Origin of the sequence: Paenibacillus sp. LC231 (genome assembly GCF_001860525.1) — a bacterium.
Taxonomy (GTDB): Bacteria; Bacillota; Bacilli; order Paenibacillales; family Paenibacillaceae; genus Paenibacillus_AQ.
Genome location: NZ_JFOM01000056.1, coordinates 296,923 through 309,950, shown reverse-complemented (window position 1 = coordinate 309,950; position 13,028 = coordinate 296,923). Strand labels below are relative to the sequence as shown.

The window sequence follows — 13,028 nt, the reverse complement described above, 5'->3', positions numbered from 1 at the left end:
GTTAGAACGCAACATGTTTAACACCCTTCCGAACGGTTTATTTACTAATATTATATAATATTAACGCGGTGTCGTGTTGAATTAAATGTACAAAAAATAGCTGTCGAGACTTTCTCGACAGCCTGAGCAGGCTATGCCTGCTTCAAGGAAAACGAGCCGATCGGTTTAGAAGAACGATCGTGAAGTCCATACCACGGCTACTCCCAGCGCGGCGATCCTCGCCAGATTCATGAGGACGAAATTTTGCACCGCGATCACAAATGTCTTCTCTTTGGAAGGATGGGCAGTGAACAGGGCGCTTTTTTTATAAACCGGGACAAGGGTCACGAACACCAGAAGAATTAACACGAGGTGCACCTTCATCAGGAGAAAAGCCACTAGATCCAGATAAGCAAGGCAGTACAGAATTCGGAACAGCTTCAGAGATGGCCTGAATCCTATATATACGGGCAGCGTGTATCTCTTGTTCTCCATATCCTCATCCATGTCGCAGATGTTGTTGGCCAACATGATGTTGGCAATCCCAAGAATGGCCGGCAGTGATACCACCAGCAGCAGCAGTACCTCAGGAAGGTTCACCTGCAGGGACAGAACGCCGTCCTGGAGGTCCAGAACCGCCAGATGACCACCATCCGCATGGATCCATGCCGCAATAAATAGAATGACAAATCCCATAAACAATCCGGAGAACAGCTCGCCTAGCGGCATCCGCGAGATCGGAATCGGTCCGAACGAATATAATATCCCTACGGCAAAAGACAATCCCCCCAGCAGCAGGATTAACCAGCCCGTAGATAAGAACAGCGCGATCCCTGCACCAACGGCTGTCAATAGCAGTACGATGATGACGGACACGACCGCAGGCTCCTTAAGGTTATAACGTACAATGGCATTGTGCTGCTCGTAACCGAACCCGTTCTTTTTAATCGCTTTTTTATAGTCGTAATAGTTATTGATCGCCGTCGTTGCCATATCAAACGACAGCAATGATGCCAGCATCAGGGCAAAATGATATCCATCGAACTGCTGAAAACGAAACAATGCATACAAAGTTCCGAACAGGAACGGAATCATGCTGGCTACCTTTGTCTGAATTTCCACCAGTTTAAAAAAAGCTCGGATTCCCATAACCATCATCCTTTATCCAATTGATCTGATTTCAGATTAAAGGATTTCATGGCCGCGGTCTGTTGGAATTGTACTTGACAAACGAGTTTGCAAATGTGACGAATGTTACTTTTGGAGCAAGATCAAAAAGCCCCACCAATTTGGTGGGGCTTAGCCAAGATCATAATCCTAATTCAGATGCCGGATTCAATCTTCCCGTGCTTGGTCATGACCTCTGCTTTGCCGCGTATTTTCACCGCAGACGTATGATCCGTGAACTGGGCGATAATGACCTCGCCTTTGTCCAGCTTCTCGGTATGATGAAACCGGGTGTCCTGACCTCGGGTAAGGCCAATCACCTGCACGCCATGGTCCAGCGCTTTGACGATAAAATAATCCCCGTTTTGAACGTTCTCCATTGTTCAGACCTCCTCACCGTAAGCTAAAAGAAAAGGCCGTGAACGAATTCACGACCTCTGCTCTTAGGTAATATGTAGAAATCTTTATTTGATTCCGTCTTTGAGCGCTTTACCAGGTTTAAATGCAGGAATTTTGCTCGCAGGGATTTCGATTTCTTCACCTGTTTGCGGGTTGCGGCCTTTCCGTGCGGAACGCTCGCGAACCTCGAAGTTGCCAAAGCCGACCAGCTGTACTTTATCTCCACTTTGCAACGCTTCGGAGATTGCATCGAAAACGGCATCAACCGCTTTAGTTGCATCCTTCTTGGAAAGCTCAGTAGATTCAGCTACTTGTGTAATCAGATCCGATTTATTCATTCTTTCACCTCCCTAACAAGGAATGTGCTCCACTTGCTATTCACTGTTTCCGTTTTACCGCAAATTATACGTGCAATCGGGTATTTTACCCCTATCTCGCGTTTAGAATGCATGACGCGGAACAAATTTATAGTAATACAGCCATCTCATAATTTCAAGCGTTTTGCTTTGCCAGACCAAAGAAAACACGAAAAACAGCCGCTAATCGGGACTTTAGACCCGTTAGCGACTGCGTATTCAACACCTTAGCGATACTCACTTAAAGAATGATCGCAATCAAACCGCCGGAACCTTCGTTGATGATCCGACCTAAAGTTTCTTGCAATTTATATCTTGCATTGTCAGGCATCATCGCGATTTTGCCTTGAATTCCTTCACGAACGATCGAGTGCAGCGAGCGTCCGAATATGTCGGATTCCCAAATTTTGATCGGATCGTTCTCGAAATCCTGCATCAGATAGCGCACAAGCTCTTCGCTCTGCTTCTCTGTGCCGATAATCGGCGAGAACTCGGATTCCACGTCAACCCGAATCATATGGATGGAAGGCGCGGTCGCTTTCAATCTTACCCCGAAGCGAGTGCCTTGACGGATAAGCTCAGGCTCATCCAGCGCCATCTCAGCCAGGGAAGGAGCAGCAATACCGTAACCTGTCGTTTTAACCATTTCAAGCGCTTCAGCGAAGCGGTCGTATTCCCGTTTGGCATGGGAGAACTCCTGCATCAGCTGCAGCAAATGATCTTTACCGCGAATCTCGACACCCACAACCTCCATCAAGATCCGGTCATACAGTTCGTCAGGTGCAAAGAGATCGATCTCGGCAACGCCCTGACCCATATTCATGCCGCTAAGGCCGGCATGGTTGATGAAGTCATACTCCATGAACTGGCTGACCACCCGATCCACGTCACGCAGACGGCGGATATCTTTCACGGTATCTCTGACCGAGTTCTCATAGTTGCTGCGCAGCCAGTGGTTCTCGTTAAGCACCATAACCCAGCTAGGAAGATTAACGTTCACTTCATGCACTGGGAACTCATACAATACTTCACGAAGAACGCCGGTTACATCATCTTCGGTCATCGTGGCTGCACTCAGTGTCATCACCGGAATGTCGTATTTCTCTGCCAGCTCGTTGCGCAGCTGAAGCGCTTCTTCGCTGCGTGGACGCGTCGAGTTAATGACCACCACGAATGGCTTGCCGACTTCCTTCAGTTCCTCGATGACGCGCTCCTCAGCCTCGACATAAGAGCTGCGCGGAATTTCCGCAATGCTTCCGTCTGTGGTGACAACGACGCCAAGCGTGGAGTGCTCCTGAATGACTTTTCGGGTTCCGATTTCAGCCGCTTCCTGGAACGGAATCGGCTCTTCGAACCATGGCGTCGAGATCATTCTCGGGCCATTCTCATCCTCGTAGCCCTTAGCGCCTTCAACGGCATAGCCTACACAATCCACCAGTCTGACGTTGACCTCAAGACCTTCCGTAACTTTGATCTGTACCGCGTTGTTCGGCACGAATTTCGGCTCGGTTGTCATGATCGTTTTCCCAGCAGCACTTTGAGGCAGCTCATCGACAGCTCTTACTCGATCCGCCTCGTTCGTAATGTTCGGGAGAACAACCGTCTCCATAAACCGCTTGATGAAGGTTGATTTTCCCGTACGGACGGCACCGACAACACCTAAGTAAATGTCCCCTCCGGTCCGTTCGGCAATGTCCTTAAAAATGTCCACTTTTTCCAAAAGAGATCCCCTCCTCAAATTACTCCGAAGGAAAAATGCTTTAAGAGCATCCGCTTCGTGTTCCACTCATAGCCAAAGCCATTGCAACAGATGAGCAGCCTTTACAATGTCGCCAGCATCCCGCCGCCGGTATTCCATGAGTTTTGATGGAAACGGCAAAGCGGCGTAACTCGTACATGCATTTGGACTAGTAACATCATATGTACCGGGTTCAAAAATATGACGGTTGCCCCTTAAAGTCCGTCCAGTTTTTTTTAAGATATCGAATAGGCCTATACCAACTAGACACCTCCATCGAATACCGTAAAGAAAAACTACCGCTGGGGCGCGGTTTGTCTTCATGCAACGCGCCTTCAGACGTTTTCATATGCCTCATGATGTGGGCAACCGGCTCTTGCCCGCACTACTCTTTCAGATTATGAATATGCGCGCACTTTAATAGATATTCCAAAGAGATTCAACCATTTTCAAAAAAATCTATCGAAGAAGGTTCTCCAGGAAAAAATGCAAACCGCCTCTTTGCTTTCGTGTGCTAATTCTTCAGGCAAATATCGGTAACCATACAGGGTCAACAAAAATACCCGCCGATAACGGCGGGTATAGGTTTAGGATAGCGGCTGAGCAACGGGCTGCCCATCCTTCCATGTATAAGGTACGGATTTTACCGGGACATAATAGGATTCTTTCTCCAGGAACACCCGTAAATCCTCTCCTTCTTGCGGATCGGAACCGTTCTTCTGGATCGCCTGCATAATATCAAAGGCATAATCGGCGTACACCGTTCCCTCTTCATCCATCATAAAGGTCATCTCCTGACCTGAGTACACACTCATCAATCTAACGGATTTAGCATCGGTCTTGGACAGGTCCACCGCCGTGTATCCCGGGTAGAGGGCTTCCCCTGCGGGAAGCGCGTTGTCATGCGCCATTTTGTACAAATTAACCGCTCTCTGAACGTCATTCACCTTCTGGGCCGTGGTCAAGTCCATGACCTTCACGGTTGGCTCCGTTTCCTCATTAATAATGAGAAAATATCCACTGCCGCCCTTCTCAAATGCCGTATCCGGGATTTGGTCAATGTATCCCCGGTTCTTCAGTTGATCAAGGTCGACCCGGTATTTCTCATATCGTGGAACTTCCGGACCTGCCGTAATTATCGGCAAAATTCCCTGTTCTTTATAAAAATCATCTACGGCAGATTGTATCCGCTTGACACTTTCCCTATATGAAACCTTGTTCTCCTGCAATTTCTCGTCAGGATAAAGACACCCTGTCAGCAACATCGGAAACAGCACCAGGACTAAGACGGCAGACATCCGCTTCGAACGGCCTGCCGCTTGGGTCATCCAAGTGTTCATACTCAACTAACATCATCCTTCGCTTTAAATAAAGTCATCGGACTCCCGATTTCTCGCCGCCTCCAGCTGTTTACGTATCGCAGCTTTGAGCGGATCCTCGGGAATCATTACCTTGATATGATTCGTGATCCTCGTCTGGCAGGATAGCCGGTAGCCTTGTTCAATCATCGATGTCCCCAGCTTCCTGATTTCCTTGGGCTCCGGAGCGGAGCAATGATCGCGTTCCTCGCTCGGGACAATGATCTTGCACATCAAACAACCGGCTTTGCCTCCGCAACGGGTAGGAATACGCACACCGGCCCGACGCGAGGCATCCAGGACGTTTGTGTGCGGACGAACCTTGACCTTTTTCTGATCCGGTTGAAATAATACCTCGTAGTCCAACGATAAACGCGCTCCTTTTCTTATGTACACCTTCTGCCATACTCCCTGGCTGCTTCACTCAGTACTCCGGTTAAAGTCCGGTTAATCGGTTCAAAACCATTCGATGTTCCCCATGCAGCTGGTTCCGGCTTAATAACTGCTGAAGAAGCGGCATATGATGGTCCATGTCCCGCAGCATCGCTTCCGCAATGGCAACGTATCGATCCGGCCTGTCCCGAAGCACATTAAACACCAGTTCATGGGATAACGGCATGAGCCGTACCGTGGCGCCCTGTATTTGACTCTCTGGTGCTGCAGGATACAGCAATTGATCGATCTCAACACAGTAGGAGGATCCGTTTGATTTCACTTCAAATCCGCCTACCAGCTCAATCGGGACTTTCTCTATTTCATAGTGGCTCAAAATCGAAGAATATATCCCTTCTTGGTCCAAGCGGGGAGCATCCACGGCCATAGAAGCCAGCGACTCATGCAAAGGCTGTACGCCCCCAGTATCGGTATATATATCGATATCTCTCGGCGGTTTGTCCAAAGTTACATCCTGAAGGAGCAAGCTGCAGCTTCCACCGAGCAGCCAAGCCACAGGTACCTGATTCAGCTTATGAATGGCGGTAGCTAACACACTCTCCAATTCCGGCAGATCATTCAGCGTCATGCTGCACCCCTTTACGTATCGTCCCGGATTGGCTTCCTACGTTATATGATGGAGGCCAGTCCAATAATAAAACCGAAAATCATCATCATAAAGGCCACGAACGACAGCGCGCCGCGCAGAAAACCCTTGGTCTTGCTTCGCGCAAGCGTAACCACTATGACGGACAGTGCCATAATCAATAACGCGACTAGGGACAGCCACATCTTTTGCATCGGATCCATGTCACGAAACTCTCCAATCTCTCATCAATTTCAACCTATTATATCACGAAAATGATAGCGCCTCACCCCAGGTATGTCGAAAAAAAGAACAAAAGCCGCTATCCAATCCGGAGCGTCTTTTGTTCAACATCATCATCGTATCTTATTTGTTCATCATCATTTTCATCAAGGCTTCCATATTGCTCGGATTCATGCCACTTTTCTTCACCGCGCCGACAATCTCCTGGATCGTGTCCTCACTAACAGGTATGTTCGCCATCGAAGATACCTGCTTGATCAGCTGGCGGAGCTGGGCTTCATTTTGCATTGTAGACGGCTTAACCGTGCTAGCCAGCTTATTGACAGCCCCTGAAGAAATTTTCTTGCCGCTTTTCTTGTTAATCGCATTCAGTACATCCTTGTGAAAGCTTTTGCTCATTTCCACCCCTCCTCCGACATCCTCACATCAATATATGAGTCAATCATCGGAATGGTGAATAAGCTAGGTGTGCCATTGCTCCCAAGTTTCAAGCGGCATCATTTCCATCTCTGTTTTGGGATCCCGGCCCATCAAGGCTTCTACGGCGATCCGGGGATTCCGGTCTTTAAACAACACATGGTACAGCTGATCGGCTATCGGCATCTGTACGCCGTATTTCTCGGAAATGGCATGTGCGGCTTGTGTCGTGCGTATTCCTTCCACAACCATACCCATGGAGCCCAGAACCTCATCTAACTTCTTCCCCTGACCGAGCATCGAACCAGCCCGCCAGTTTCGGCTGTGCTGGCTGGTGGCGGTAACCACGAGGTCGCCGATTCCCGCAAGCCCGGCAAACGTCAGCGGATTCGCGCCCATTTCCATGCCGATTCGCAATATTTCTGCCAAACCTCTCGTAATAAGAGCTGCCTTGGCGTTGTCGCCGAAACCCAGTCCGTCGGACATCCCGGCCCCTAAAGCAATGATGTTCTTCAAGGCCCCGGCCAGCTCAACACCAATCATATCCCGGTTCGTGTACACTCTGAAATACGTGTTCATAAACAAATCCTGAGCGGCCACAGCCGCCTTGGCATCCAAAGAAGCCACAACAACCGTTGTCGGGCAGCGTCTGACCACTTCCTCCGCATGGCTCGGTCCTGATAAAACGACAACACGGCCTTCCTCGCAGCCAAGCTCCTCAGATATGACAGTGGACATCCGCTTCAAGGATTCGATCTCAAAGCCTTTGGTTGCGTGAAGCACCAGCATGTCTTCGGTCCAGTACTTCTTCAGTTGGCCCGTCACCTCCCGCATCGCGGACGAAGGCGCAACGATAACCACGGCAGCAGCCGAAGAGACCGCCTCTTTCATATCGGTTGTAGCGCGGATATTCGGTGGTAGCTCCACACCGGGTAAATAACGGTTGTTGGTATGCGACTCGTTGATTTCACGAGTCTGTTCCTCCGTTCTTGTCCAGACGACCACATCCAGATCATTTGAAGCGAGAACACTTGCCAAAGCGGTTCCCCAACTGCCTGCCACCAGAACAGCGACTTTGTCAGACAACGCGCTTCCCTCCTTTGTCCTTTCCTTTTCCGGAACCCAGCTTGTTTTCACGCCCCTGCACAAGCTTCACAATGTTCGAGCGATGCCGCCAGAAGGCGAATATGCATATGATCAAGCTTGTCCAAAAGATCGGCCACGAATAATCCGCGATCAATAGAAAAACAGGGGTAAGCACTACAAATATAAGGGAACCCAAAGATACATAACGGGTAAAAACAATAGATAGGATTGCGATAATGCCTGCTATAAACGCTGGTATAAAGCAAAGCGTAGCAAGCACCCCAATGGCTGTTGCAATCCCTTTGCCGCCTCGAAAGCGGAAGTATAGAGGCCAGTTATGACCGATAATGGCCGCAATACCGCACAATCCCGGCAGCCACGCATTGTCTCCCCCGAGCCATCGTCCGATCCAAACCGCAGCGATGCCCTTTATTACATCCAAAGCCAATACCAGTATGGCAGGTCCCTTTCCCAGGACGCGAAGGGTATTGGTTGCCCCGGCGTTGCCGCTGCCATGCTGACGAATGTCAATCCCTTTCAGGATTTTGGCAAGCAGTACGCTGAAGCTTACTGATCCGAGTAAATAACTCACTACTATCGCTACGATCTCCAAAATCAAGCTATTCTCCCCTAACTCTCATCAGACTTTCTTCGAGTAAATATCCTGATGGGTGTACCTTCAAAGTCAAACGCGGCCCGAATCTTGTTCTCAAGGTAACGCTCATATGAGAAGTGCATCAATTCCGGATCGTTGACGAATACGACCATGGTCGGCGGCTTGACTGCAACCTGTGTCGAATAGTTAATACGCAATCTTCTTCCCTTATCCGTTGGAGGCGGATTGATGGCAATCGCATCGGATATGACATCGTTAAGGAGATGCGTCTGCACGCGCAGCGAATGCTGATCAGCCACATGCTTAACGACAGGGAGCAGCTTCTGCAAACGCTGCTTCGTTTTGGCCGACAGGAAAACAACCGGTGCATAGGTCATGAACAAGAAATGATCGCGGATCTTTTTCTCGAACTGCTGCATCGTTTTGTCATCCTTCTCGACCATATCCCATTTGTTCACAACGAACAAAGAGGCTTTACCGGCCTCATAGGCATAACCGGCAATATGCTTGTCCTGCTCGATGATGCCTTCTTCCCCGTTGATGAGGACGAGAACGACATCCGCACGCTCGATGGCACGCATGGCGCGCATGACACTGTATTTCTCCGTGGTCTCATACACTTTCCCGCGTTTGCGCATGCCCGCCGTATCGATGAGCACATACCGCTGCCCATCCTTCTCGAACGGCGTGTCAATAGCATCGCGAGTGGTACCGGCAACGTCACTGACAATGACGCGCTCTTCTCCCAGAATGGCATTAACCAGGGAGGACTTGCCCACATTCGGTCTGCCAATCAGGGCAACTCGAATAACATCCTCGTCATATCCATCGTCTTCAAGCTCTGGCAGATTCTCGACCACAACGTCCAGCAGGTCGCCGATCCCTGTGCCGTGACTGCCCGATATTCCGACAGGATCGCCAAATCCGAGGGAATAGAACTCATAGATATCATCAACACGCTTCAAATTATCCACTTTGTTTACGCTTAGGATGACAGGTTTACCTGAACGGAACAGAATCTGTGCAACTTCCTCGTCCGATTGGGTAACCCCTGTCTTGGCATCGCACATAAATACGATGACGTCCGCTTCTTCAATTGCAAGCTCGGCCTGCATGCGGATGGATTTCAATATCATGTCATCGCCGTCGATTTCGATACCGCCGGTATCAATGACGCTGAACGCTTTACCATTCCATTCGGCACTACCGTAAATCCGGTCACGGGTAATACCCGGTTTATCTTCAACGATGGCTAATCTGTCGCCAATCAATCGGTTAAATATGGTGGATTTACCGACGTTAGGCCGTCCAACGATAGCCACTACGGGTCTTGCCATAGTCACTCCTCCTGTCAATTCTTACGATTATCATCATAGCAAAAAACGTTACAATTGGCTAACCTTTCATCTTTATTTCTATTATGCTCTACCCCATGTTACAACATCCGCAAACGTTCGTCCCCTAAAAAAACAAATGGCGAACCCAGATTTCTGGGTTCGCCGACTTCGTTATGATAGGTCAATAGACCGAACAAAACTGTTCCCGGGCTTACTTGAATTTGCTCAGCTTATCGCCGAAACGCTCTCCAAGCGTAACGCTCATGCCTTGATTGTTCAAAGAAACGTTCGGGTTGTCTTTCAGGTCGATTTTAGGACCTTTGGACGGTTTTTCAGCGCGTGGAGCTTGAGCTGGCGCTTCTTCCGTTTCTTTGATGCTCAGGCTGATACGTTGCTCAGAAGTGTTGATATCAAGCACTTTAACCTGAACTTCTTGGCCTTCTTTCAATACTTCTTGCGGTGTACCGATATGCTTGTGGGAGATTTGGGAGATATGAACCAAACCTTCAACACCTGGTGCCAGTTCAACGAAAGCTCCGAAAGTAACCAAACGTTTAACAACGCCTGTTACAATGTCGCCCGTGTTGAATTGCTCGCCAGCTGTTTCCCAAGGACCTGGAGCGGCTGCTTTGATACTGAGGCTGATTTTTCCTTTTTCAGGATCTACCTTAAGTACCTTTACACGCACTTGATCACCTTCGGACAGTACATCGGCAGGCTTGTCGACGTGGCTCCAAGCGATCTCGGATACGTGAACCAAACCGTCTACCCCGCCAACATCAACAAATGCTCCGAATTGCGTAAGGCGTTGTACTGTACCTTCCAGCACTTGGCCATCTTGAAGCTCGGACATCACTTTTTGTTTGTTTGCTTCGAACTCTTCTTCGAGAACATCCTTCTGGGAAAGGATCACTTTGTTGTTCTCGCGGTCCAGTTCCTTCACTTTCACGCGAAGCGTGCGGCCTTTGTAGTCGCTGAAATCTTCAACGAAATGACGCTCTACCATGGATGCAGGAATAAATCCGCGTGCACCCACATCGGCTACGAGTCCGCCTTTAACAACGTCAGCCACCGTTACTTCGAATACGTCCTGATCCGCAAAATGCTTCTCAAGCTCTTCCCACGAATTCTCAGTGTCGATCGCGCGCTTGGAAAGAACCAGGCTTTCCTTGTCGTCGTTAATGCTAACGACTTTGCACTCTACCTCTTGGCCAACCTGAACCGCATCAGATGCGTTATCAAGCTGTACAGAAGACAGTTCGCGAACAGGAATTACGCCGTCATATTTATATCCAATGCTTACATAAGCTTGGTTGTCCTCCAGTTTGACGATCGTCCCTTTCACGGTGTCCCCTTTTTTCAAGGATACGATTTGGTCCAGCTGCTCTTGGTTTTCTACAGCCTCTTCATTTCTTGTTTCTTCCGACATGTCAAATAACCTCCTCAATTCAAACCCCATTTATTTAAACTCGCATTCGCGAAGTTCAAAACATAATTGCTGTAGTATCTTTCCAATCTCCCCATGCTTTTTATGCATGGAACGAAATAAATCAGTTCACGGTTGGCTTGCCGCTTGCGCGCATTTCGTGAATCTTGGCCATGATCAACTCGGTTGCTGCATCCAGCGCTTCCGGTGACTTGTCACCTTCAAAGCTTGATAGATCCACAGGGGCACCATAGATGATTTTCATTTTGCGAAAAAGCTTGTAATCTCCAATGATCGCAGCCGGTATGACCGTCGCCCCGCTGCGGAGAGCGAAACTAGCTGCACCCCGTTTGGCCGCAGTTGAATCGGAATTGCGCGTGCCCTCAGGAAAGATACCCATGATCTCGCCTGTGCGCAGAATCGTGAGGGCGGTTTTGATCGAATCTTTGCTTACTCCCCCGCGCTTGACCGGAAATGCTCCAAGCTGACGAACCAGCCATCCGAACACCGGAATGTTGAACAGTTCCGCCTTGGCCATGAACTTAACCTGGCGCTTGACGTGAATGCCCACAGATATCGGATCTCGAATGCTAATATGATTGCTACAGATTAGCACGCCGCCTTCTGAAGGAATGTTATGTACGCCGACAGATTCAAATCTGTAGAGAATAGCGAACAAACCGCGGACCACCGCTCTGCAAAAAACATAAATCATGCCCATTTCTCCCCATCCCACTTAAGTTTCGCAATATGAAAGGATTGCCTCCACAACCTGATTGATATCCATATGTGTCGTATCCAGTATGATGGCATCCTCTGCGCATCGGAGGGGCGACACTTCACGTTCCTGGTCAAGCCTGTCACGTTCTGCGATATCTCTTTCCAGTTGTTCCAGCGATATGCCTTCATCACTCAACTCATTGAAGCGGCGGAGAGCTCGTTCCTTGACACTGGCCGTCATGAAAATCTTCACTTCAGCATCCGGCAAAACGGTTGTGCCGATGTCACGTCCATCCATGACAACGCCCTTGTCTTCCGCCATTTGCTGCTGTAAACGGACAAGCTTTATCCGCAAACCCTCGATTCGTGCATATTGGGATACCACTGCACTAACCTGATGTGAACGAATATACGGCGTGACGTCTTCCCCGTTCAGCCAGACCATTTGACCATTTTCATGCGGTTTTAATTCAATCACCATATTTTGTGCATGTTGAAGCACTTTTTCGGGATTTTCTGGAGAAATCCCTTGGTTCAGCATGAACCAGGTGACTGCCCTGTACATGGCTCCGGTATCCACGTAGATGTACTGCAGCCTGCTGGCTACCATACGCGCTACGGTGCTTTTACCCGCGCCTGCCGGACCGTCGATGGCAATATTAATTCTGTCGCGATAACCTGTCCCCTGCGTAACCAACGGGGCATTCCTCCTCAAACATCTACCTCGAAATCGAAAGGGCTTACCATCCGTTGCGGACGGGATCACCGTTTCTCTAGTGAAAATATATAAGACACAGCGCAGATGAAACAAAGGCGTAATCTTATATTTCAAGAAAAAAGCAGGCGCCCGCCTGCGACGTGAAAATTATACCACACTAGCTAGAGTGATGCAAAAGAGAAGGGGTGTTTTCCCCCATCCAATCGTTTACATTTGGCTCGTTAACGGGAACACCCTCCATCTGCTGAATTGGCGAGATATAGGGCCGGCTAGGCTCATAATGCAATAGGAGCTGGGTGATCACCAAGGCAAGCACTAGTCCGATTAGCAGCTTAAGCAGCATGTACCCGTAGCGGTCATGCAGGGCTTGTCCCTGCTCGGATTCCTTAACTTCCAGTCCTGTTTTTTCGAGAAGCTGGTCGCGTTCGTTTACTACTTCTGACATGGCTG

Annotated in this window: 16 protein-coding genes; all 16 read right to left on the bottom strand. The window is 49.1% G+C overall.

All coding sequences use genetic code 11. The features are described 5' to 3' along the window. Positions 1 to 165 precede the first annotated feature (165 nt). The 16 genes from AK95_RS31890 to AK95_RS31815 all read right to left on the bottom strand — a co-directional run bounded on the left by AK95_RS31890 (position 166) and on the right by AK95_RS31815 (position 13,023). Positions 166 to 1,128, bottom strand: a complete 963-nt coding sequence (locus AK95_RS31890; protein WP_071223939.1) for a 1,4-dihydroxy-2-naphthoate polyprenyltransferase — start codon at positions 1,126 to 1,128, stop codon at positions 166 to 168. 173 nt (positions 1,129 to 1,301) lie between these two features. Beyond that, positions 1,302 to 1,526, bottom strand: a complete 225-nt coding sequence (gene mtrB, locus AK95_RS31885) for a trp RNA-binding attenuation protein MtrB (protein WP_071223937.1) — start codon at positions 1,524 to 1,526, stop codon at positions 1,302 to 1,304. A gap of 84 nt (positions 1,527 to 1,610) precedes the next feature. Next, on the bottom strand, positions 1,611 to 1,883 hold the full coding sequence (locus AK95_RS31880) for an HU family DNA-binding protein (RefSeq protein ID WP_006209463.1): 273 nt from the start codon (positions 1,881 to 1,883) through the stop codon (positions 1,611 to 1,613). A 259-nt stretch (positions 1,884 to 2,142) separates the two neighbouring features. Next, a complete protein-coding gene (spoIVA, locus tag AK95_RS31875) occupies positions 2,143 to 3,621 on the bottom strand; it encodes a stage IV sporulation protein A (protein WP_071223935.1) in 1,479 nt (492 codons plus the stop codon). Positions 3,622 to 4,226: 605 nt separating this feature from the next. After that, the gene (locus AK95_RS31870) at positions 4,227 to 4,979 is read right to left on the bottom strand and encodes a hypothetical protein (protein WP_162487681.1); all 753 of its coding nucleotides are present in this window, start codon (positions 4,977 to 4,979) and stop codon (positions 4,227 to 4,229) included. Between the two features lie 24 nt (positions 4,980 to 5,003). Continuing rightward, a complete protein-coding gene (locus tag AK95_RS31865) occupies positions 5,004 to 5,363 on the bottom strand; it encodes a 2Fe-2S iron-sulfur cluster-binding protein (protein WP_071223933.1) in 360 nt (119 codons plus the stop codon). Positions 5,364 to 5,433: 70 nt separating this feature from the next. Beyond that, positions 5,434 to 6,018, bottom strand: coding sequence for a hypothetical protein (locus tag AK95_RS31860; protein WP_071223931.1), 585 nt, complete (start codon positions 6,016 to 6,018; stop codon positions 5,434 to 5,436). Positions 6,019 to 6,059: 41 nt separating this feature from the next. Beyond that, positions 6,060 to 6,239 (bottom strand): DUF2768 family protein, encoded by a 180-nt coding sequence (locus AK95_RS31855; RefSeq protein ID WP_071223929.1) that lies wholly within the window; start codon positions 6,237 to 6,239, stop codon positions 6,060 to 6,062. A gap of 142 nt (positions 6,240 to 6,381) precedes the next feature. Further along, the gene (locus AK95_RS31850) at positions 6,382 to 6,657 is read right to left on the bottom strand and encodes a stage VI sporulation protein F (protein WP_006209456.1); all 276 of its coding nucleotides are present in this window, start codon (positions 6,655 to 6,657) and stop codon (positions 6,382 to 6,384) included. A gap of 63 nt (positions 6,658 to 6,720) precedes the next feature. Beyond that, positions 6,721 to 7,761 (bottom strand): NAD(P)H-dependent glycerol-3-phosphate dehydrogenase, encoded by a 1,041-nt coding sequence (locus AK95_RS31845; RefSeq protein WP_071223927.1) that lies wholly within the window; start codon positions 7,759 to 7,761, stop codon positions 6,721 to 6,723. Further along, positions 7,754 to 8,380 carry a glycerol-3-phosphate 1-O-acyltransferase PlsY gene (gene plsY, locus AK95_RS31840; protein ID WP_071223926.1) on the bottom strand — a complete coding sequence of 209 codons (627 nt, stop codon included), beginning with the start codon at positions 8,378 to 8,380 and terminating at the stop codon, positions 7,754 to 7,756. The genes AK95_RS31845 and plsY overlap by 8 nt, the downstream gene beginning before the upstream one ends. Before the next feature lie 11 nt (positions 8,381 to 8,391). Continuing rightward, on the bottom strand, positions 8,392 to 9,714 hold the full coding sequence (gene der, locus AK95_RS31835) for a ribosome biogenesis GTPase Der (RefSeq protein ID WP_071223925.1): 1,323 nt from the start codon (positions 9,712 to 9,714) through the stop codon (positions 8,392 to 8,394). 211 nt (positions 9,715 to 9,925) lie between these two features. Continuing rightward, positions 9,926 to 11,143 (bottom strand): 30S ribosomal protein S1, encoded by a 1,218-nt coding sequence (gene rpsA / locus AK95_RS31830; RefSeq protein ID WP_071223924.1) that lies wholly within the window; start codon positions 11,141 to 11,143, stop codon positions 9,926 to 9,928. Between the two features lie 121 nt (positions 11,144 to 11,264). Next, complete coding sequence (locus AK95_RS31825) at positions 11,265 to 11,855, bottom strand: lysophospholipid acyltransferase family protein (protein WP_071223923.1); 591 nt, start codon at positions 11,853 to 11,855, stop codon at positions 11,265 to 11,267. Positions 11,856 to 11,876: 21 nt separating this feature from the next. Further along, positions 11,877 to 12,557: a (d)CMP kinase gene (cmk, locus tag AK95_RS31820; protein ID WP_071223922.1), complete on the bottom strand. Its 681-nt coding sequence runs from the start codon at positions 12,555 to 12,557 to the stop codon at positions 11,877 to 11,879. Between the two features lie 178 nt (positions 12,558 to 12,735). Beyond that, positions 12,736 to 13,023, bottom strand: a complete 288-nt coding sequence (locus AK95_RS31815) for a DUF5359 family protein (RefSeq protein WP_071223921.1) — start codon at positions 13,021 to 13,023, stop codon at positions 12,736 to 12,738. Between the last annotated feature and the right edge of the window lie 5 nt (positions 13,024 to 13,028).